We start from the raw sequence: 20,823 nt of genomic DNA, 5'->3' as shown, positions 1-20,823 counted from the left end.
GGCTTGCGCTACGCCGATGTCCGACACCACCTGGGCAGCCGACCTACGGCGGGCGTCTCACGTGCAGGAAGCGCACATCACATACGCACTCGAGGCGGCCGGTGAGGGTCCCCTGCCACCGTCCTGGCTGGGCTGCGCCTTCGATCTGCCCGCCGAACTCGATGCGGACGCCTTCGCCACTGCGCTGCGCGGCTGGACAAACCGCCACGAAGCCCTGCGCAGCCAACTCACTCTGTCCCCTCGCTGCACACCGGGCGGCCGTCTACAACGCATGATGCTACCGGCCGGCGCCATGAGCATCCACCCAAGTGCGGCGCGGGACTTCACCGACGGCCGGAAGCTGGCGCGGTATCTGGAGGAACTGTTCGACAGCGAAACCGGCCCCCTCGGCTGGCCCGGGTATATCTGTGCCACCATCAGCCGCCCAGAAGCAACCACCGCCTGTCTCGCCGCCGACCACACCCTGACGGACGGTTACTCCGTTCGCCTAACCGCTTATGAGATCCACACTCTGTACGCCGCAGCACTCGCCGCCGCCAACGGCAAGCCCGCCCCACCTCCCCTTCCCCCCACGGCCAGTTACCTCGATTTCGCGGAGGCCGAACGGACCGCCGCCGACGCGCTGACAGCGGCCCACGAATCGATCGTCCACTGGCGGCAGTTCCTCACCGAAGCCGGCGGCCGCCTGCCGGAGTTCCCTGTACCGGGTAGCGACGTGAGCGGCAGCCCCGCCGCCCAGCCAGGCGGATACACCGAGCTTGTCGACGCATCCACCGCGCACGCCTTTGATCGAGTCTGCCGCGCGGCCGGGGGCGCCTCTTTCTCCGGACTGCTCGCCTGCCTGGCCAAGGTCGGCCACGAAATCACCGGCTCGGGCGTATTCCGTACCATGGCCCCCTTCCACACCCGGACGGGTCCCTCGCGGTCCTCCATCGGCTGGTACGAAGGTATGGGCCCCATCGCCTTCCCCTTAAGCGCAACCGACTCGTTCGCTGAGGCGGCGCGCTCCGCGGTCTCCGGCCTCGACGGAGTGAAGGACCTGGTCCAGATACCCACACCCCGAGTGGAGGAGCTCCTCGGCCGACCCCTCCGCGACCCCTTCAAGTTTCGTACAGTGACCTTCGTCGCACCCCGGTGCCCGCGACTGGAACACTTGGCGGATTGTCATCCTCCGCGGCCGCAGCACCGACCCGGACGACGTGTACCTCTGGATCATGCGTACCTACGACGGCCTCTTCGTCAACTACCGTCACCCTGCGACCGGCCCGGCAGGCGTCGCGGTCCCCCCACTACATGGCCAGTATAAAGCATCTCCTCGCCTGCATCGCGAGAACCGCTCGCTGGCCCGCTACCGCCCACCCCAGAGGAGACTATTGACCGTGACGGATATCAGACACATTGCAGCGGACTCGTGTAATTACACAAACTTCGATGCGGTTATCGTTGGCTCTGGGCCATCTGGATCGATCGTCGCCCGAACACTTGCGGAAAAGGGCTGCCATGTGGCCGTCCTGGAATATGGAGGCCTGGTTTCGCCTGGCGCCATGCTCGGGCCTCATCAAGCGGCGTACAGCAAGGCACTCACTTCCAACGGCCCCATCGATGGTAATCCTTGGACAGCGTGCTGCGTCGGCGGCGGGATGTGGTTCTACAACGCGATAACGTTCAGATACCGACAAGCAGATCTGTCGGCCTCCCAATATCTTACGACTGACATGGCGATTGATTGGCCCATTACCCTCCAGGATCTTGAACCCTACTATTCGGAGATCGAGCATCTCCTGGAGATCAGTGGCGCGAATGGGCTTCCATCGTATCCAGCCAGTGCGCGTGGGTTGATGCTAACCAATGCAATGCAGGAACTCAGCATAAGATCAAAGAGCATCCCCCTGGCAATCAGGCCGCCAGGGACCAACATGGGGTGCATCAAGTGTTCCGCTTGCGATGAACTGGTGTGCCCTACGGATGCGAGAGCATCAGTGCTTGCAAGAAACATTTTGGATGACTCCGCCCTGCCAGGAACGATCTCGGTTCTATACGGCTGTTTCGTCAACCGGATCGAAATGCGGAACGACGGTCGGGCTGAAGCCCTTGAGTGCTATGTGCCGCTCTCGTCGGAACTGATCCGGGTCCCAGTTGAAAGGGTCATCGTGTGCGCAAACGCGATACAATCAGCGGCATTGATGCTTCGGTCAAAGAGTGGGCATGCACTTAAGGGAATAGGAAACGAATCCGGCCTCGTTGGGCGAGGCCTCTCATTCAAGATTAGCGGCTACTCCGTCGGCTACATGGAGCCGGCCGATCGCGGCTCCGGTGCATGTGCTCCGCACTGGGGACCGCATGCGACCGTTTATACCGATGAGTTCTACGAACATAACGACGTGCCATGCAGATTTGGCGGCCTCATTTATGAAGCGAATTTCCCCTCGCCGGATGAGAACGTCGGCCTTGTGCGCCTGCACTACATAGCTGGAGAAGAGCCATGGTCGCACAATCGCATCGTGCTTGACGAGGCTGTTGACCAGTACGGTATCCGTTACATCCGTTTCGAATACCGAAACTCGGAAAATGACCGTGCGCGAATGAATTTTCTCGCCGACCGCGCGGATGACATTCTGCGCCACCTTGGCGCATTCCGCATCGAGCGAGAGCCATCTTTCCATGGAAAAGGCGGCTGCCACCTGCACGGCACGATGCGCGCCGGATGTGATCCGAGGACCTCGGTCGTCGACAGCTGCGGCAGGGTCCATGGGTTCACCAACATCCATGTCATGGATGGCTCCGTTATGAACTTCGCGGGGAACAGCAATCCGACACACACAATCATGGCCAACGCCAGGCGAATGGCCATGTCACTCAAGTAAAGGGTAACCGAGATGCTCGATCCTGGAGCTGCCGGACATTTGGCCGAATGGGAGCGTGACACCCGATCATCCATCATATTCCGCTCCGCCAATGGCGCGATGGCGGAGGATATCAACGGCAAGATCTATCTGGATATGACGTCCTGCAGCGGGGCTTCGCCCTTGGGCAGCAATGACCCAGTGTTCAAGGCCAGGCTTGCGCAGGCGATGGAGCAGGAAACTGATATTCTGCCATCGCCGGTGGGTGAGCAACGCCAGATACTCGCCGGGAAAATCGCGGAGATGTTCCCAAGCAATCCCAGAGTGTTCTTTCTGAGGACCGGATCTTGTGCAACGGAAGCGGCGGTTCGGATCGCCCGGCACCGAACTGGCCGGCCGGTCATGCTGACGGCTGGCTTCCACGGATGGCACGACATCTTTCAACAGCTCCCCTGGTCGGACAATCCGCCGGCCAAGGATCAACACATCCAGGATTTCCAATACGACCTCGATATCCTGGAGCAGCAGCTGGTCGGGAACGAGGGGAGAGTCGCGGGAATTTTCGTCACGCCTGAGCCGTCGATCTTTCCTCCGGAATTGCTCCAGGAAATCTCCAGGATGGCAAGCCTGCATGGAGTGTTGCTCATCGTTGATGAGGTTCTATGCGGACTTCGTTACGCCAAGGGTGGCTACTGCCGAAAACACGGTGTGAGAGCCGACCTCATCACATTGGCCAAGGGGATCGCACAAGGCATTGGCCTTTCCGCGGTCGTCGGCACCGCCGGTGCCATGGTGGGAGCCGACAGGGCCTATCTGGGCAATACCTATCTGCGCGAGAACCGGGCCTTTGTGGCCGGCAACCTGACACAGGAAATCTTTGAAGAAGCAGAAATTGCTGCTCGCATCGCCGCGAGCGGCTTAGCGCTCAAGAGGCAGTTCCAGACCTCGTTCGAGCGTAGCGAAATACCGGCGCGCGTACTCGGAAGCGATACCATGTTCAGAATCGTTCTGCCCTCGCAAAAGCATGGAAGGGTCTTCGCGCAGAGGTGTCTGCAGCACGGTATCTACACGGGCTACCCAGGGACATACATGAGCAATGCGTCCATGGACGGTGCATTTTTCGCAGCTTTGCAGCCGGCACTGGAGCGAGCACTCGCAGACTACCGCAAGGACGAGGACATGACTGCACAGGTCACTGACGCATCCATGGTCGAATACTGCGCGGAGGCGTTCCACACCACAGCGAGAGCATGTCTTTCCAACAAGCATCATTGGGCCTGATAGGGGGAGGAAAGCCGTGAAAGATCAAACGAAAACCGCAACCGTCAATGTTCAGCTCGAAGATTATGATCACGTGGCCTTCGATCTGGACGGAACCCTTGTGGATTCGGAGGCTGTGGTCGAAAGCGCACTCCGTCGATGGGCACGGGAGGAACGGATCTCTCCGGATTACGCAATGCGGATGTCGGCCGCCCGCCGGGACGTCGACCTGGTGGCGGCGGTCGCGCCCGGTCTCTCGCCAGAACGCGAAGCAGCTCGCATTGCGGATTATGAGGTCCAAGCGATGGGACTGTTGGAACTGATCCATTGCGCCGCAGAGTTCTATAGCTCGATCCCCGCCGAACGGAGATCTATTGTCACCTCTTCGGCAAGGGTTTCGGCCCTTGCGCGCCTCAAGGCGGCTGGACTCTCCTGCCCGAGGATCATGATTGCAGCCGAGGACGTCAGTCAAGGAAAGCCGCATCCGCAACCCTATCAAACGCTGTTGCGAATGCTGCGCATCACTCCCAAAAGATGCTTGGTTTTCGAGGATTCCAGCACCGGAATTGAAGCGGCGATCGCTGCAGGCTGCGCCTGCGTAGGTGTCGGCCCCAATGCCAGGGGTCACCCTGACAGCAGCGGCTGGATAGAGAACTTTTGCGAGGCTCCCTTTCTAACCGGCCGCGCTGAACCTGCTTCCCAGACTTAAGACGGCCACGAAATGAAAGTATCAACGAAACCCCGCACACCGCTGTTTGATGAGGTGCTGGTAGAAGGCTCGGTACTTGAGCATTACGAAGCGGAGCGAAACGACTATGACGAACTCCTCGATGAACTATTTCGTTCGTCTAGCGCAATTCGTGAAAAGATTGGCCGCCGTTGTATTTGGCACATAAGTTCCACCGCGTTCGGCGGTGGGGTGGCCGAAATGCTTCCACACCACATATGCCTCCTTCGGGAACTTGGTTTTGATGTGCGTTGGCTCATCTTTAAACCGAAGGAAGAGCAATTTTTTCAGTTCACCAAAGGACTTCACAATTCTCTTCACGACGCCACCGTGGCAGGCTTGAATGATCTGCTGCCCCATTATCTTGAGGCATCGAAGCAAGGCGCCGCGCAGCTGGAAAGGATCATCAGACCTGATGGCTTTCTGGTTATTCATGATCCGCAGCCACTTGGTGCAGCCGCGAAGTTCCTGGAATCTCACCCGCACCCGGCTATCTGGCGATGCCACATCGGCTATCCAAAACGCACCCCGACAGTCGACGAAATCTGGAGGTTTCTGGGGGAATACCTCCGTAAATTCCAGCGCATTGTCCTGAGCGCAAAGGAATATGCCTTTGATACCGGTCTCCCCATAGATATCATCCAGCCATCGATCAGCCCATTCTCAAGCAAGAACCGTAACTATGAAGGGCCAGCACGCCAGACGCTGGAGAATTCGTTTTCGTTCAATAGCCAAGAATTCGAGCCCACCCCATCCCTTCAGGACATTCTCGGCTCGCGGTATTTCCTGCATGTATCCAGGTGGGATGGACTGAAAGGTATTGACCGGATCATCGCCGCTTTTGATCGCTTTGTGAAAATGGCGCTCGACGAGGCATACGATATACGCTTGGTGGTCGCGGGACCGGATCCTTTGGATGTTGCCGACGATCCTGAAGGACGCGAGTATTTCGACAAATGCGTCGTATTATGCTCTCAATTGCCCAAGGAAGTGCGGCGGCGCGTGTATCTGGCCTGTATCTCGATGAAGGACCACGACGCAAATGCCGAAATTGTCGGCCGGCTGCAACAGAACGCCCATGGAGTATTTGCGCTCTCTCGCGAAGAGGGCTTCGGCCTGACAGCAACAGAGGCTCTGTTCCGAGGCAAACCCGTCGTGGTGTCGTCCGCTTTTGGTCTGAAAAGGCAGGTCGTAAATGGACTGAATGGCGTTGTCCTCGACGAGCCGGACATCGAGGACAAAGCTGCAGAAATGATGCATCACCTTGCAACCAGTTATAGTGATTTCGAGGAGATGGCCAGAACCGCGCGCCAAAACTGCCTGCGCTCGAGTACGCAAATCTCGCAAATTCCAAAGTGGTATGACTCGATTCAATCGGCTCTATCCAGCTTTGAGGAGGTGCAATACCGGGAACCGTTCAAGCCAACAACGGTCATCTGAGCCAGGCGGCGGAATCTGGACGACCTTGCATACTGCATTGCGATAAGCCCATGGCAGCGCAAGCCGGCCGCCATAGCGCGATCGCTCCAGTAACCGGCATCTCACGCTGTTCGAAGACTGAGATAATCAACTTCCCGCAGAACCAATCATTGATGGGGCATGCCTCCGAGCGGTAAAGCACAACTTGAAATCGCCATATTGCGTTCGTATGTATTCCTTGCTGAACAGGCTCGGCTCGCTCTCATATGTGATCGAGCGCCCGGTCTTTTTTTACCTGAAGTCGACCATTTGCCACCCCAGGTGCAGCCGGGGTCCGCTTAAACCAAATGATTCCAGAATTACGCTGTGCGGATCAACAGGCCGCAAAGCTATTTCGGCTGAATGGTGCAGCCTGTGCAGTTGACCGGCAGCATGATTCATGCGGCGCGTGAATCCCGAACTTCGACCATGCGCCAAACCAAACAATTCCAATTAAGGAGCAAGCCGTGATGGCTTGAAAACAACATGAAAAGAAATCAACGAAGACAGGTGATATCTTCCAGTATCCGCACGAGGGCCTCAACATTGGGGCCTGCAGGCCTGAAGACAGGCAACGCTCACGGTTCGCAAAAAAACTATGAGCGCAATTTGGAACTTGCATATGCCCAGACTTTGCTCGGCAACCGCGTCGAGGCAGAGAATTACTACCAGCATGCAGAGCACTATTTCCGCTGCGGAGCTGTCACGGGAACCCCACAGCAGCCTGACGTGAGCGAAACGGCTGTCTTCGGCAACAACCGTCCGTTGGCTATGGTGTATTAAAAGCGTCATCGATCCACCGTCAGCTGAAAGGAGAGCATGAGGAATTGTGGGGCGGGTGACGAAGCCGGCATGCGCGGCATATCGGCTGGATAACGGCATGAGTTCCACCGTCGAAGGCAGTCAGAACTTGCCAGCTCGGTAACGGCTGTGCTGTCCAGAAACGGGGGATGGGGCATCAGGCTCGGCTGTGCACAATGCGAGCCGGGCTTTCGCCCCGAGCGGAGGCGTGAGGTAGATCGCATATGTGGGTTCAGAGTTCGGCAGCCCTGTCATCGGGGTGGGCCAGTCCTATCAGTTCTATGTATATTAGCGGAGCGGCCCATTCGCGACGTACGGACCATGGAACGGTGTGATGATCGGGCCAGCAGGCTTCCTTCACGCAAGGAACTCCTTTTCGTTGGCCTTCATCTGGTCCATCTTCTGGAGACGGAAAATTTCCTCGACTGAAACGATGTCCTTGTCGACATTGTGAATGCCGCGATCCTTAAGGATCCGCGCGAATACATCCTTCATAGCCGTCACCGAAGCGCGGACCGCATGGTTACCATAGATGACGACCGAGATTTTTCCCAAATCCTTGATCCGGGCCTCGTTCATCTGGGGATAGGCGGTCGGAATGACTACAATGCCGGCCTTCCCTTTCCAGGCTCGGACAAAGCTCTCCACCTCATCGGGCGTCTTCTGCTTGGAGTGGACGACGATGAGGTCGGCGCCAGCAGCTTCATACGCGGCGGCTCGATCGACGGCCTCTTTCTCGCCGAGACCGGCGATCAAAGCCTCTGTTCGAGCAATGATCAGGAAGTTCGGATCGGAGCGTGTCGCGATCGCTGCGCGGAGCTTGCCCTGGAATTCCTCCACCCGAAGCAGTTCCTGCCGACCATCAGCCAACAGGCTGGTCACTTTGGGAAAGGTCTTGTCCTCGATAACAACTGCTGCTGCGCCTGCATGTTCGTATTGCTTCACCGCGTGAATCACGTTGATCGCATTTCCGAACCCTGTATCGATATCGGCGATGATCGGCAGCGACGACTGCTCCGCCATTGCGCGCACCATCTCGAGGTGCTCTCTCATCGAGACGAGGCTGACATCGGGGAGGCCATACAAAGCCGACAGCTCAAAGCCGGACGCCCAAATGCCGTCGAACCCGGCTTCCTCGACAAGACGGGCCGACAACGGACTATGTGCGGCCATCACATGAGCGAGGCCGTTCTTCGAAATGATGTTCTTGAGAAGCGTGCCCTGGCTCATGCTGCTTTGTCCTGAGAAAGTTTGGTGCAAGCCGCGGTGATGCGGTCGCACGCTGTGGTAAGGTCGTTGATCGAGGAGGCGTAGGAAATGCGGATGTACGGGGAGGCTAGGAAGCCTGAGCCCGGAACGACCGCGACACCCGCTTCTTCGAGCAGATACATGGCGAAGTCTGTATCGGTCGCGATCACTCTGTCCGCTTCCGTCTTCTGGCCGAGGACATCGGCGCAGTTGGCGAATACGTAGAAGGCTCCGTCAGGGACGGTGCAGCTCAATCCCGGCGCGGCATTGAGCCTTTCAACGACCAGGTTTCGGCGCTTCTCGAACTCAGCCTTGAACTCGGGAACGTATCCTTGGTCACCGGCAATCGCTTCGATAGCCGCATATTGGGAGATCGAGCTGGTGTGCGACGTGGTCTGCCCCTGAATGACATTGATCGCCTTGATAAGCTCGATGGGCCCGGCGCCATAGCCAACGCGCCAACCCGTCATCGCATTGGTTTTCGATACACCATTGATCGTGACCGTGCGGTTGAAAAGGTCGGGGGCAGCGCTCGCCATTGTCGCGAACCGCGCTGCTCCGTAGACTAATTTCTCGTAGATATCGTCTGACAGGATGTAGACGTGTGGATGCCGCCTCAGAACGTCGGCCAGTGCGGCAAGCTCGTTTTCGCTGTAGACGGCGCCCGTGGGATTGCTGGGCGAATTCAGCATCAGCCATTTGGTGCGGGAGGTGATCGCCTTCTCAAGCCCCTCCGGCGTCAGCTTGAAGCCGTGTGCTTCCGGGCAGTTGACGATCATGGGGTCACCACCGGCGAGGCGCACCATATCGGGGTAAGAGACCCAGCAGGGAGCGGGGATGATGACCTCCTCGCCGGGCTCCAGACTGGCAAAGAGCGCGTTGAAGACCACCTGTTTGGCCCCGCAGCCGACCGTGATCTGGTCGATCGAATAGTTGAGGCCATTTTCCCGCGCCAGTTTGTCTCGAATTGCTTCTCTTAGCGGTGCCACTCCGGCCACCGCCGTGTATCGGGTTCGACCATGACGGATTGCCTGGATACCGGCTTCAACGATATTGAGGGGGGTGTCGAAGTCTGGCTCGCCCTGACTGAGCGTAATGACCTGATGGCCTTGCGCCTTGAGCGCGGCCGCTCGAGCCGTCATCGCCTTTGTTTCGGATGGACGAATGGATTTGAGGCGGCTTGAAACGAGTGACATGGACAACTCCAGGAGTGGGGCCGTACATGGCGGACGTGATCCTGACAGGCGCCACAGGACCATGGCACGACACATGGGCAATATGTCCATGAGACCTGCGAAAATACGGATTGGGCAAATCCATATATCGAATCTATCGATGCAACAGTCGCATTATTCGATCCGGCTGGATTCCGCGATCAAAGCCTCCTTGCGGCAAAGGCGCACCAGCCAACGACAGAAAGCACGCGCAAGTTCCGGGTTATTGCTGCGGTCCACAGCATATGCTCGATACTGCATTCCACTTGGTGTGCACGAATTTGGAACGACCTTGAGCAAACCGTTACGCACCAGGTCGCCTACCACGATCTCAGGCGCGACAAGCAGGCACTTGCCAGTGATGACGGCGGGCAGCGCCATATAGTGGTGATCGTATCGCGCCCCCGGCTTGATGTCGTCAGAAGTCAAATCATGGGCCTTCAGCCAGGCAGGCAGGATGTCGGGGCGAGAGGTAATCGTGAGGATCGGCAAGGACCTGGCGATTGCCATGCCTTTTCCAGCTATGTGACCGGGAGCGCCGACGCAGACAAGATGTTCACGATAAACTTCCCAGTGGTCCGATGGTTCGACGAGAGCGAGGTCACGCGTAATCAGGACGTCAAAACCATCGGTCGAAGATGGCAGCGACAGGGAACTCATTACGTCGACGACAGCACCACCCATCTCGGTGGAGAATTCCTGGAGATTCGGGATCAGGAACGTATAGGCGAAAGTTGGCAGGGACGAATTGACGACGATCCGATTGATCTCGCGGCGCTCTCGTCGGCGCATTCTTCGCGCCGTGAATGAGATATGATCGAGAGGTTCGGCTACTGAACTGGCGAAGAGCCGTCCGAAATCGGTCAGCTCGGTGTATCTGCCCTGTCGTTTGATCAACCCGGCGCCGAGATAATCTTCGAGGACCGCGAGATACCTGCTGACCGAACTCTGTGTGGTGCCGAGCGCCTCGGCTGCCTTGGTGACGCTCCTTTCTCTCGCGATCATAGCGAACGCCCTGATTGCGTTCAGGGGCACATCGCCGACCTCTGATCCCATTTTTAGTCACTCCATGTTGTAAGCCCATCCATCGAATAGTGGCGGTGCTGGATCGTATTATTAAATATATGTCACAGATTTGTTACGTCAGACCGATACGCCGCGCTGCAACGAAGAATGAAGTTGTGTCTGCAGGGTCGGTCCCCATGAAAATTCTTATTGTAAGCTTTGACGGGCTACGACCCGATCTGATCAGTCCCGAACTCACCCCCAACGTAGAGCGGGTACGAAGAAGCGGTACGACGTTGTCCCGCCATCGAACGGTCTATCCTAGCGAGACGCGGGTTGCATTTCCGAGCTTGGTTACAGGAGCGACATCCAGCAAGCACGGAATGGTGGGCAACAAATATGTCGATCGAAAAGCTGTACCGCAGCTCTACGTTGACACTGCTGATGCGCGCCTCATCGACCGATTGAACCGCCAAAGCAATGGCGGCCTGATGACCACGCCGACGCTGGGTGAGATCCTCCACAAGGCCGGAAAGAGCCTCGCGGTCCTTGCTACCAATACCCCTGGGACGACCCGGCTATTCAACCACCAGGCCGAAACCTTCGGTCATCTCCGGTTTTCCGGACATTTCCGTGAAGCCTGTTCACCAAATGATCTGCTTGACCACGCAGAGGCCCATCTCGGTCCGCTGCCGCCCGCTCCACCGCAAGGCCAGCCGGATACCGATGGGCAAGTCTGGATCACGTCCGCTTTTCTCGATTTTGTCTGGCCGACGCTGGAGCCTGATGTAACGATAATTTCCTATGGGGAGCCCGACACGACTTCGCATTTCCATGGAACCGGGGCAGCCGCCACCCGCGAAATCATCTCCTTTTGCGATGCACAGTTCGGTCGCGTGCTCGACTGGTGGGAAGCGGATGGGAGGGCCGCCGGCGTTCAGATCATCATCGCTTCCGATCATGGCCATATCACCGCACATAGCCGTGTCTCGGTCATCGAAGAACTGAAGGCTGACGGCTTCAACCCAGGCCCGGCACCAGAGGCTGGCGTGGACCTGGTAGTCGTTCCCGGGCAGGTCGGCGCGTTTTACCTGGCCGATCGCTCTGAAAGCAATTTAGGTCGTCTCGTGGAGGCCCTGATCGAACGGCCCTGGTGCGGGCCGATCTTCACCGCCGCTCGAAACGCTGTCGAGGGCATCGCCCCAGGCAGTTTCGCAAGCACTCTGGTCTTTGCCGACCATGAGCGCGCGCCTGACGTCTATTTCTCGTTCAGGGCCGACGACGACGTCGACGAGTTCGGGCTGGCGGGCAGAACCTGGTATGACAATGCGCGGCGTCCCGGCCTTGGCGTGCATGGCGGGCTGCATCCGAAAGAGCTTGCCGCAGTCGGCATCGTGGCAGGTGCGGCATTCCGGGATGCAGGACAGAATTCAGACATTCCATCGGGCATCTGCGACTTCGCGCCCACCGCTCTTCATCTCCTGGAAGTGCCAATCCCTGCGTCGATGACAGGAAGGGTGCTGAAGGAAGTACTGCAAAGCGCCGCTGACCTGCCTGCCATCAGTTTGGAACCAGAGGTCTTCGAAACTGGTCTCAATGGTTACCGGCAGATCCTCCGGCGCATTTGTATGGATCAGACAACTTACCTGGAAGGCGGCTCGGTTGCCTCCAACGACATTGCGGAGGCTGCTGAGTAATGAGCGGAATATCTATCGACGCAATCAAAAAGTCTTTCGGGCCGACATCCGTCCTACGCGACGTCTCCCTTAAGATCGCTGACGGCGAGTTTCTGACGCTACTGGGTCCGTCGGGCTGCGGCAAGTCGACACTGCTGCGCATCCTCGCAGGCCTTGAGGTACAGACTGCCGGTTCTGTGTCGATCGGCGACCGGGTTGTCGACGGGGTACGCCCGAAGAAGCGCGACGTGGCTATGGTGTTCCAGTCCTATGCGCTCTACCCACATATGACGGTGGCGCAGAACATGGCCTTGCCGCTGCGGATGCGGCGCCTTTCATCCTCGCAGCGGCTGCCTGGGGTCGGCCGGTTCATGCCGGGAACGACAACGACGGCCGCTGAGATCGAACGGGACGTCATGCGCACCGCTAAGGCCTTGGGCATCGGCCATCTGCTGGCGAGAAAGCCTGGGCAGTTGTCCGGCGGCCAGCGCCAGCGTGTGGCCGTCGGCCGCGCCATGGTACGCCAGCCGGCGGTCTTCCTGATGGATGAACCGCTCTCCAATCTCGACGCCAAGCTCAGGGTTCAGATGCGCGCCGAGATCAAGGAACTGCACAAGCGGCTCGGCGTCACCTTCGTCTATGTCACCCACGACCAGTCCGAGGCCATGACCATGTCGGATCGTGTCGCTGTGATGTTGGACGGCGAGTTGCTCCAGGTCGCTCCGCCGCAGGAGATCTATGCCGATCCGGACGATCGGCGGGTAGCCGAGTTCATCGGCTCGCCCAAGATCAACATACTGGATGCGAAGTTGCGGGAGGGCGGACTAGCCGATACGGCTGGCACGAGCTTTTCTATTCCCGGCAATACCGGACCGGGTACAGCCCTGAGCCTTGGCATCCGCCCCGAAGCCTTCCATCTCGTCGATGCCAGTGGCCCGAATGTGCTGACCGGTTCGGTGAGGCTGGTCGAGCACATGGGCTCTGATCTCTTCGTCCACCTTGATGTTCCAGGTGCCGGCCATCCGGTCGTTGGCCGCCTGCTGGCCGAACGCGCACCGCAAATCGGTTCGGGCCAGACCCTGCATCTTGGCGTCAAGCCGGAACGACTGCTGCTGTTTGCCGCCGACGGCAAGCGCGTGCGTTTACGGGATGATGTAGGGGCAAAGGTGTTGAGGATGAAGGAGCACGCCTAATGAGTGTCGCGTCTCCCACGACGCCGGAACAGTCCGCTTCTTCGACAGGCAGTTCCGGAACCCACAAGGCGCTACGCCGCCAGCGGATCGGCGAAACGTTCGCGGCCTGGTCGTTGGCCGGTCCGGCGCTTCTCTTGCTTGTCGTACTATTCTTCCTGCCGGTCATTGCCGTCTTCGGCATTGCACTCACCGACTGGCAGTTCGGCGCCAGCACGCTCTCTTTTGTCGGGTTCGCCAACTTCAGCGAGGTCTTCTCCGACGAGGGTTTTCGCGCTTCGCTTGTCAACACCATCCTCTATGTCGTGATCGTCGTGCCCGGCACAATCATCCTCGGCCTTGTGATTGCGCTCTTGATCGAAAGTGGCAAGTCTTGCCGAGCCTTCTACCGCGCCATCCACTTCCTGCCCTTCATGGCCACGCTGACCGCCATGGCGATCGCCTGGGAGGCACTGCTGCATCCAACCATCGGTCTCGTCAACCAGACACTCACCGGCCTCGGATTGCCGACGGCCAATTGGCTGCGCGACGAGAACACGGTGCTGCCGGTTCTTGCTGTCATCGGCATCTGGCAAAACCTCGGCTATGCCATGGTGTTGTTCCTCGCAGGCCTCAAGTCGATACCACAGGACCTCTATGACGCTGCCGACATCGACGGCGCTGACCTTTGGCTCGACCGGCTGCGCACCGTCACCCTGCCGATGCTTGGGCCTGTCACCATGTTCGTGTTCATCGTCGTGGCGCTCCGGGCCTTCGAGACTTTCGACACAGTGCAGATCCTCACCCAGGGCGGGCCGCGGCATGCCTCCGAGATGCTGCTCTACACCCTCTACCGCGAGAGCTTCGAATATCTGCGTACCGGTTATGGCGCCTCTGTCGCCGTCGTCTTTCTCTTTATCGTCGTCGCGCTAACGCTCATCCAGGCCCGCGTGCTGGACAAAAGGGTTCACTACCAATGAGCATCCGTCACCTTGCGCCGCCATCGGCCCTTCTTCGCCATGCCGCTCTGCTGATCACGGGTGCGCTGATCCTGATACCCTTCGTCTGGATGATCAGCCTTTCGATCAAGCCGCCGGGCGAGATCTTCCGTGCGACCTTCAGTTTCTGGCCTGAGCAGTTCTACGGCATCGAGAACTACACCAAGGCGCTGACCGGAGCACCGCTGCCGCAGTATATGCTGAACGGCGTCTTCGTCTGCGCCATGATCGTAATCGCCCAGATCATCGTCTGCGCACCGGCGGCCTATGCGCTGGCCAAGCTCGACTTCCCCGGCAAGAACCTTTTGTTCGCCATGGTGCTGATCGCGCTGATCCTGCCGCATGAGGTGCTGTCGCTGCCGCTGTTCATCCTTGGTTACCAGATCGGCATCCTCAACACCTATGCGGCGCTGATCCTGCCGTACGTCGTCTCGCCCTTCGGCCTCTTCCTGTTCCGGCAGTTCTTCAAGACCATCCCCGACGACGTCATCCACGCCGCCCGTCTCGACGGGCTGTCGGAACTTTCCATTGTCTGGAAGATCGTGGTGCCGATGGCGTTGCCGGCCATAATCGCCTTCGGCATCTTCTCCGTCGTCGGCCATTGGAACAGCCTGTTTTGGCCGCTGATCGCCGTGCGAGACCAAAACCTCATGCCGCCGCCGCTTGGCATCATGGCCTTCAAGAACGAGGAAGCCGGCAACGATTACGGGCCGCTGATGGCTGCGTCCACCATCGTCGTCGCACCTCTCATCATCGCCTTCCTTTCCGCCCAACGCTGGTTTGTCGAGGGGACGACTGGCGGAGCAATCAAATAACCAAGGGAAATACCATGAAGCGTCTCACTTCCATCGTGACTTGTGCCTTTGTACTTCTCGGCTGCACAATAGGAGTTTCGTACGCTCAAGATGCGACGCTCCGCATCGCTGCCGCGCCTTCGATCTACCAAGGAATATACGAAAAGATCACTAAAGAATTTCAGACGCTGCATCCGGAGATCAAGGTCGAACTGATTCCGGCGGTCCGCGAGGATGAAGAACTCCTCCAAAATACGATGCGCGCAGCCGTTACCGGCACTCTCCCGGACGTGCTCTTCATCAGTCCCAATGTTATGCGACCGCTGATCGACCGCAAGATCGCGACGGACCTGGCCAGGATCGGAGCCTCGGATCAGGCTCTTGGCAGCCTGGGTTTGATCAGCGGGGCTACGGGCGTGGGAATGGTCGAAGGAAAGCTTTATGGGCTGCCGTTCGGCGTATCTGTTCCAGTGATCGCCTACAACGCCGATCTGGTGGCCAAAGCCGGCGGGGACCCAGATCATTTCCCAACTACTTGGCCTGACACGGTTGCCTTGATGAACAAGATCGCGGCGGCAGAAGGCAACCTTGGCGGCTTCTTGGAATATGACAACACCGGCAACTGGACATACAAAGCACTGGTAGCAACACTTGGCGGTCGCATGATGACCGCCGACGGTCGGCAGATCATGTTTGACAACGCGGCAGGTCGAGAAGCTTTCCAGATTCTCCAAGCTTTTGGCCGAGCGGGTCAGGCTAAAGCCGACATGACTCGTGATCAGGCGCGCCAAGCTTTTGCTGCAGGGACGATCGGGCTTCTGGTTACTTCAAGCGGCGCCCTTCCCAATCTTGAAAAGCAAGCAGCTGGCAGATTTGACCTTCGAGCCGCACCTCTCCCGCTCGTGGACTCGGTTGGCCGCATACCAGCGGCCGGAACAATTCTTATGATTACTTCCAAGAACGAAGAGTCAAAAGCCCTAGCGTGGGATTTCGTCAAATTCGCTGTTGGGATTGACGCGCAAACCATTATGGGGAGAGAAACGGGATTGCTGGCGGTTAACCAGGCAGCACTGGACGACCCGAACCGCTTGGGGAAGCAAATGCAGGATCGGCCCAATCAAAAGGCCGCCAGCTCGGAACTGTCTCACCTCACTGAATGGTATGCCTTTCCAGGTGAGAATTCGATGAAGATCACGGACGTCATCAAGAATTATCTTCAGGCCGTTCTGACGTTGCGACGGCAGCCTGACGAGGCCCTGGCCGCGATGAAGAAGGATGTCGAAAAGCTGCTAGGGTTGGAATGATGGATATTCAGAGCCTTTGGCGACGGCCTACGGCCCGGCGACGGCTGCGTCCACTGATCATCGCCCATCGGGGAGCGTCCGCCCAAGCTCCCGAGAACACAATCGCCGCCTTCAACGCGGCGATCACCTCGCAAGCCGATGCCTTCGAAACGGACGTAATCCTGACACGAGATCGAATCGCTATTTGCCACCACGATCTGACTTGTCGGACTACGGGCGAGGATGTTCTTCACTACACACGTGACCTTGATTGTCATGATCTTATTCTCTTATTGCCGAACGCTCCGACGTTAGCTCAAGCCTGCCGATTAGCCTTGCCGATCTTTCTCGACATCAAGGAGGCGGAGGCCGCCGACATTTTCAATATCCTGGCTTTGCCGGAGATTTCTGCGGCCCCACATCGCTTTCTTGTCGGCGTACATTCCGTCTCGACGGCGGAGGCAATTGCGGACCGACATCCCGGAATTGCCCAAGTTTCTCTAATTACGACGAGAGACGAAAATGAGGTGTTCACCAGAACGCTGCCAGGGCAATGGGTCCGCCTACGTCACGCCGATGCCAGCCAACATGCCATATCCCGCATGAAAGATGCCCGTATGCAGGTGATGATAACCTGTGGCGGCGGGAAAAGACCTGTTGGGGACGCCGTCCCGTCAGAAATCGCCGAACTTGCTGCGGCCGGAGTCGACGCTCTGATCGTCAACGACCCCGAACTCGCGCATCGGGTTTTTCAACAGCGGTCGACAATGATTGGGCCGCAATGAGAGATAACGTCTTGACCAACGCGACGCTTCATATCGGCTCGATATCACAGTCGCCAACAGCAACGCATCCCATTGATCTCTCTAGGTCGATTCCTCCCATGCCTCCGCTCTTTACCCCAATGCTCCAACGAACGTTGGCGAGACTCGCAGCGCGAGACGATATTGGCCTTCTTTCGCGGAATAGTCTTGCCGGCGGCACGGCAGTCGATCGCGAGGCGGCCAGACTGTGGCTTCGATCGCGATTGAAGGAACCACCGGATAATCGCTTGATCGTCACCAATGGAACACAGGGCGCACTCCTGTTGCTGTTCGAAGCACTGGTTGGCCAAGGCGGTCTCCTCGCAGCTGAAGCGTTATCCTACGGCGTCTTGCCCCAATTAGCGGCAAGAGCGCATATCCGGGTCTGCAGTCTTGATTTGGATGCTGATGGTATTGAGCCATCCTCATTCGAGTTAACCTGCAAGACGCACCGACCTCGCGCCTTATATTGCAATCCGACGGTTCACAATCCGACAGCGATCATGATGCCCGCAGAACGCAGAAAGACCATCGCCGAGATTGCCAGACGGCATGCCGTCACGATCATTGAAGACGAACCCCTTGGTTGCCTTCATCCGGAGGCCCCGCCGCCAATGGCCATGATCGCACCGGACATCACCTGGTACATCGCCGGGCTGACGAAGGGGTTGGCACACGGCTTCAGGGTCGCTTACGTCGTTGGACCAACGGCGGTTGAAACGCAGGCGGTCGCCACCGGTGCAAACCGTTTGTCGTATTGGTTTCCTTCGCCGGTCTCCACCGCGATCGTCAACGATTGGATCGTCTCCGGCGTCGCCGATCGCGTCCGCAATGCGATCTCTGCCGAAGCGGCGTGTCGTCAACAATTAGCGGAAGAGATCCTTGGCAACCACGACCTAGCCATTCAACCGGGCGGCTTGCACGCCTGGCTGAGCCTCCCACCCGGCCTCGATCGTCGCAACTTTGCGCAAGTGCTCGCTCGCGATCGCGTTTTGGTCCGCCCTTCGGACGCCTTCGCGATCGAACCGGAAAGGAACCACGCCAATGCGATCCGCATCTCGCTGAGCGGCCCTCTAGACCGCGGGGAGGTCGAAAAGGGACTTCGGATCATCGCAAGCGCCCTTGAAGGCCGTGCATGACCAAGCTTCGTATCCTAGTAACCCATGATTTTTTCGGGTGCTTTGCGCCGCTCAAGACGACGCGCGGACTTCTGGGCGGGGGAGCGCGTCTCCGATCGATGATCGATGAGATGCGCGGCCAAGGTCCAACCGTCTGGATTGACACCGGCGATCTCGTTCAAGGCGGCCCCTTGACTTTACCGACCAGAGGCAAAGGGGGCATTATTGCAGCGTCCGAACTAGGTGTCGACGTCTCGATTGCGGGCAATCACGAATTGGACTTCGGCATCCCGTTTTTCCTCGAAAGCCTAGAGACCTTTCCGTTTCCCGTCCTGGGGGCCAATGCCGGTCTGAGCCTCGATGCAACGACCATCATTGCCACTCCAGTTGGTGATGTCGGCGTGGTGGGCCTGACGCACCATGATCTCGCCTCGATGCGATCATGGAGCATGACGCCCGATCGCGAAATGCCTTGCCAGAGCCAGCTCGACAGGGCCATCGACGTCGTCGCCTTGGCGAATGAATTGCGACGTCAGGGAGCAGCCATCGTTGTGGCCGCTCTCCATGATGGAGTTGACTGGCATTTCGACATTGATCGACGATGGAATGTTTTTCCGGAGAGGCTGGTGCGGATATGTTCACAATGGGCCGGGGCTGTAGATGCCATCTTGTGTGGCCACACTCTCGGCCGGTTCAGCGGAACGATTGCTGGCACGCCCGTCATCCAGCCGTGGCCGCTTGGTTGCGAAATCGGGATTGTCGAGATCGGCTATGATTGCCAGACGCAATCGTCGTTTCAATTGGTTGAAAGCCAAGGTCCTCTGCCATGGAAATGGAGCGGCTATGGTGCCGACATAATTGACACTGCTGAAGGCAATGTACTCGGCTATCTGGCGGAGCCGCTATATTCTGAGGCCAACGGCCAGTCTTCTCTCGCGTGCTTCTTGGCGCATGCGATCTCGGAGATTAGCGATGCCGATGCTGCGGTGGTATATTCAACCTACAGCCAACCGGTGATTGACGGTCGCTTCGCTTTCCTCGAGCATGGATATGTCACAGAGCTCGATATCCTTCAACTCGTCCCCTACAGCGACTTTGGGATCGTGGAAACCGAGATCAACGACAGGGAATGGATCCGCATCAGCGAGTTGTTCGGTCCGCGACCACAAAGCCGTTCCACGATCTGGTCAGCGGTGAAAAAGCGGCAGCGAAATAATGGCGTATTCACACTGGCGACGATTGGCGGAGCTGCAACCGCTGTCCTTTCCGGAATCATCGGCCGTGATCTCCTATGGCAACGGCGAGGGCCGTGCCTTCTTGACGGGCTTACGGCTGTTCTGCACGCGCCCGCACGATATCTGCCGTGATCGGCAAAAAGAGGCTGAGCAACACGAAGCGCGCGACTTGATGAACAGCGACATAAAGCGGGTCGTCACCGAGAAGAATCGACGTGGCGATCAACGCATCCAATCCGCCGGGAGCATAGGCGATGAGGACTTGTTGCCACGGCAGCTTGCCGATGGATGTCATGACCAGGCTGCCCAGGATACCTATGAAGGTAGCAACTAGGAGGGACACGAGCGACGGCGCCAGTAGTCTGGCAATATCTCGCAAGTGCATGCCGGAAAAACGCGCCCCGATACCGGCCGAGATGATGATGCAGGCCGGTATTACTAGGCTGTCCGGCGAAGCATCAACGAACCATCCGCTTGCCCGACAAAATGCCGCCCCGACGATCCCACTGATCAACATGCTCGCTGGACCTTTCATCCCTTTGATGAATAGGCCGAGGCCAAAACAGATCCCGAACACGAGTGCGGTCGGCCAAAGGGTGGATGTTGAAGGAAGTGACTGAATCAATGTCGGCCGGCCTAGTCCGACCGGTAGCAGAATCATGACGGCGAAGACTCTCATAAGTTGAACGATCGCGACTTTTACTACATCAGCACGTGTTTGGGCGGCCATCGAAAGAGCTATACCGACGGCGCCGGGAGAGGATGCCCAGAATGCTGTGGCCACATCCCAGCAGAAGATCCGGCGCAATGCATAGAAGGAACTGATGAGCATCAAGGTCACGGTAACCACCATCGCCACCAAACTGAGTGGCCATGTAGCCGCCATCTCCAACTCTCTAACGCCGATACGCGATCCGACCGATATTCCAAGTGCGGTCGTAGAAGCATTCGTCAGCCATTTGGACGGGCTTGGAAACGGGTGTGACAACGCGACCACCGCGGCAGCGCATATTCCCCCGGTCAGCCATGGTGCAGCCAATCCGGCCAGACTGGCGGCAATGCCGCCCGCCGCGGCGACAGCAAGACCAATGCACCACGAACCATCTTTGCGCCCGCCGGCCGACGCATCCATCAGGGATCGGTCGCGCTTCCAATGGCTCATGGTACCCTCGAATAGCAGCGCTGTATAAA

At 58.3% G+C, this 20,823-nt stretch carries 18 protein-coding genes; 14 read left to right on the top strand and 4 right to left on the bottom strand.

Annotated elements, in window-relative coordinates; genetic code table 11:
• The first annotated feature begins 16 nt into the window (after window positions 1–16).
• From NKJ73_RS28720 to NKJ73_RS28695, 6 genes are all read left to right on the top strand, one after another.
• On the top strand, window positions 17–1,306 hold the full coding sequence (locus tag NKJ73_RS28720; protein ID WP_352571916.1) for a condensation domain-containing protein: 1,290 nt from the start codon (window positions 17–19) through the stop codon (window positions 1,304–1,306).
• A gap of 73 nt (window positions 1,307–1,379) precedes the next feature.
• Window positions 1,380–2,864 carry a GMC oxidoreductase gene (locus tag NKJ73_RS28715; RefSeq protein WP_352571915.1) on the top strand — a complete coding sequence of 495 codons (1,485 nt, stop codon included), beginning with the start codon at window positions 1,380–1,382 and terminating at the stop codon, window positions 2,862–2,864.
• A 12-nt stretch (window positions 2,865–2,876) separates the two neighbouring features.
• Window positions 2,877–4,124, top strand: a complete 1,248-nt coding sequence (locus NKJ73_RS28710) for an aminotransferase class III-fold pyridoxal phosphate-dependent enzyme (RefSeq protein ID WP_352571914.1) — start codon at window positions 2,877–2,879, stop codon at window positions 4,122–4,124.
• A gap of 16 nt (window positions 4,125–4,140) precedes the next feature.
• Window positions 4,141–4,812, top strand: a complete 672-nt coding sequence (locus tag NKJ73_RS28705) for an HAD-IA family hydrolase (RefSeq protein WP_352571913.1) — start codon at window positions 4,141–4,143, stop codon at window positions 4,810–4,812.
• A 12-nt stretch (window positions 4,813–4,824) separates the two neighbouring features.
• Complete coding sequence (locus NKJ73_RS28700; protein ID WP_352571912.1) at window positions 4,825–6,270, top strand: glycosyltransferase; 1,446 nt, start codon at window positions 4,825–4,827, stop codon at window positions 6,268–6,270.
• A gap of 504 nt (window positions 6,271–6,774) precedes the next feature.
• Entirely contained in the window at window positions 6,775–7,071 is a 297-nt protein-coding gene (locus tag NKJ73_RS28695; protein WP_352571911.1) for a DUF4167 domain-containing protein, read from the top strand.
• Between the two features lie 375 nt (window positions 7,072–7,446).
• Here the strand turns inward: NKJ73_RS28695 and NKJ73_RS28690 are convergent, their stop codons facing one another.
• From NKJ73_RS28690 to NKJ73_RS28680, 3 genes are all read right to left on the bottom strand, one after another.
• Window positions 7,447–8,319, bottom strand: coding sequence for a phosphonopyruvate hydrolase (locus NKJ73_RS28690; protein ID WP_352571910.1), 873 nt, complete (start codon window positions 8,317–8,319; stop codon window positions 7,447–7,449).
• Window positions 8,316–9,533 carry a pyridoxal phosphate-dependent aminotransferase gene (locus NKJ73_RS28685; protein WP_352571909.1) on the bottom strand — a complete coding sequence of 406 codons (1,218 nt, stop codon included), beginning with the start codon at window positions 9,531–9,533 and terminating at the stop codon, window positions 8,316–8,318. The genes NKJ73_RS28690 and NKJ73_RS28685 overlap by 4 nt, the downstream gene beginning before the upstream one ends.
• Before the next feature lie 153 nt (window positions 9,534–9,686).
• Window positions 9,687–10,607 carry a LysR family transcriptional regulator gene (locus NKJ73_RS28680; RefSeq protein ID WP_352571908.1) on the bottom strand — a complete coding sequence of 307 codons (921 nt, stop codon included), beginning with the start codon at window positions 10,605–10,607 and terminating at the stop codon, window positions 9,687–9,689.
• A gap of 146 nt (window positions 10,608–10,753) precedes the next feature.
• On the opposite strand from NKJ73_RS28680, the gene NKJ73_RS28675 reads away from it, so the two are divergent.
• Genes NKJ73_RS28675 through NKJ73_RS28640 form a run of 8 tightly spaced genes read left to right on the top strand, consistent with a single transcriptional unit; the run spans window position 10,754 to window position 19,764 of the window.
• Entirely contained in the window at window positions 10,754–12,253 is a 1,500-nt protein-coding gene (locus tag NKJ73_RS28675) for an alkaline phosphatase family protein (protein WP_352571907.1), read from the top strand.
• Window positions 12,253–13,425 carry an ABC transporter ATP-binding protein gene (locus NKJ73_RS28670; RefSeq protein WP_352571906.1) on the top strand — a complete coding sequence of 391 codons (1,173 nt, stop codon included), beginning with the start codon at window positions 12,253–12,255 and terminating at the stop codon, window positions 13,423–13,425. Before NKJ73_RS28675 ends, NKJ73_RS28670 begins: the two co-directional genes overlap by 1 nt.
• Entirely contained in the window at window positions 13,425–14,381 is a 957-nt protein-coding gene (locus NKJ73_RS28665) for a carbohydrate ABC transporter permease (RefSeq protein WP_352571905.1), read from the top strand. Before NKJ73_RS28670 ends, NKJ73_RS28665 begins: the two co-directional genes overlap by 1 nt.
• A complete protein-coding gene (locus NKJ73_RS28660; RefSeq protein ID WP_352571904.1) occupies window positions 14,378–15,214 on the top strand; it encodes a carbohydrate ABC transporter permease in 837 nt (278 codons plus the stop codon). The genes NKJ73_RS28665 and NKJ73_RS28660 overlap by 4 nt, the downstream gene beginning before the upstream one ends.
• A gap of 14 nt (window positions 15,215–15,228) precedes the next feature.
• The gene (locus NKJ73_RS28655; RefSeq protein ID WP_352571903.1) at window positions 15,229–16,497 is read left to right on the top strand and encodes an extracellular solute-binding protein; all 1,269 of its coding nucleotides are present in this window, start codon (window positions 15,229–15,231) and stop codon (window positions 16,495–16,497) included.
• On the top strand, window positions 16,497–17,261 hold the full coding sequence (locus tag NKJ73_RS28650) for a glycerophosphodiester phosphodiesterase (RefSeq protein WP_352571902.1): 765 nt from the start codon (window positions 16,497–16,499) through the stop codon (window positions 17,259–17,261). The genes NKJ73_RS28655 and NKJ73_RS28650 overlap by 1 nt, the downstream gene beginning before the upstream one ends.
• Window positions 17,258–18,418: an aminotransferase-like domain-containing protein gene (locus tag NKJ73_RS28645; RefSeq protein WP_352571901.1), complete on the top strand. Its 1,161-nt coding sequence runs from the start codon at window positions 17,258–17,260 to the stop codon at window positions 18,416–18,418. Before NKJ73_RS28650 ends, NKJ73_RS28645 begins: the two co-directional genes overlap by 4 nt.
• Window positions 18,415–19,764, top strand: coding sequence for a metallophosphoesterase (locus NKJ73_RS28640; RefSeq protein ID WP_352571900.1), 1,350 nt, complete (start codon window positions 18,415–18,417; stop codon window positions 19,762–19,764). Before NKJ73_RS28645 ends, NKJ73_RS28640 begins: the two co-directional genes overlap by 4 nt.
• Here NKJ73_RS28640 and NKJ73_RS28635 read toward each other — a convergent pair.
• On the bottom strand, window positions 19,724–20,794 hold the full coding sequence (locus NKJ73_RS28635; protein ID WP_352571899.1) for an AbrB family transcriptional regulator: 1,071 nt from the start codon (window positions 20,792–20,794) through the stop codon (window positions 19,724–19,726). The two genes, NKJ73_RS28640 and NKJ73_RS28635, sit on opposite strands and share 41 nt — an antisense overlap.
• Window positions 20,795–20,823: the final 29 nt, after the last annotated feature.

Source organism: Mesorhizobium sp. M0074, assembly GCF_040322975.1.
GTDB lineage: Bacteria > Pseudomonadota > Alphaproteobacteria > Rhizobiales > Rhizobiaceae > Mesorhizobium.
This window is presented reverse-complemented; position numbering and strand designations above follow the sequence as displayed.

Coding starts and splice junctions, on each gene's coding strand:
- NKJ73_RS28720 (WP_352571916.1), top strand. CDS start 17: ATGTCCGACACCACCTGGGCAGCCGACCTACGGCGGGCGTCTCACGTG.
- NKJ73_RS28710 (WP_352571914.1), top strand. CDS start 2,877: ATGCTCGATCCTGGAGCTGCCGGACATTTGGCCGAATGGGAGCGTGAC.
- NKJ73_RS28700 (WP_352571912.1), top strand. CDS start 4,825: ATGAAAGTATCAACGAAACCCCGCACACCGCTGTTTGATGAGGTGCTG.
- NKJ73_RS28695 (WP_352571911.1), top strand. CDS start 6,775: ATGAAAAGAAATCAACGAAGACAGGTGATATCTTCCAGTATCCGCACG.
- NKJ73_RS28690 (WP_352571910.1), bottom strand. CDS start 8,319: ATGAGCCAGGGCACGCTTCTCAAGAACATCATTTCGAAGAACGGCCTC.
- NKJ73_RS28685 (WP_352571909.1), bottom strand. CDS start 9,533: ATGTCACTCGTTTCAAGCCGCCTCAAATCCATTCGTCCATCCGAAACA.
- NKJ73_RS28680 (WP_352571908.1), bottom strand. CDS start 10,607: ATGGGATCAGAGGTCGGCGATGTGCCCCTGAACGCAATCAGGGCGTTC.
- NKJ73_RS28675 (WP_352571907.1), top strand. CDS start 10,754: ATGAAAATTCTTATTGTAAGCTTTGACGGGCTACGACCCGATCTGATC.
- NKJ73_RS28670 (WP_352571906.1), top strand. CDS start 12,253: ATGAGCGGAATATCTATCGACGCAATCAAAAAGTCTTTCGGGCCGACA.
- NKJ73_RS28665 (WP_352571905.1), top strand. CDS start 13,425: ATGAGTGTCGCGTCTCCCACGACGCCGGAACAGTCCGCTTCTTCGACA.
- NKJ73_RS28660 (WP_352571904.1), top strand. CDS start 14,378: ATGAGCATCCGTCACCTTGCGCCGCCATCGGCCCTTCTTCGCCATGCC.
- NKJ73_RS28655 (WP_352571903.1), top strand. CDS start 15,229: ATGAAGCGTCTCACTTCCATCGTGACTTGTGCCTTTGTACTTCTCGGC.
- NKJ73_RS28650 (WP_352571902.1), top strand. CDS start 16,497: ATGGATATTCAGAGCCTTTGGCGACGGCCTACGGCCCGGCGACGGCTG.
- NKJ73_RS28645 (WP_352571901.1), top strand. CDS start 17,258: ATGAGAGATAACGTCTTGACCAACGCGACGCTTCATATCGGCTCGATA.
- NKJ73_RS28640 (WP_352571900.1), top strand. CDS start 18,415: ATGACCAAGCTTCGTATCCTAGTAACCCATGATTTTTTCGGGTGCTTT.
- NKJ73_RS28635 (WP_352571899.1), bottom strand. CDS start 20,794: ATGAGCCATTGGAAGCGCGACCGATCCCTGATGGATGCGTCGGCCGGC.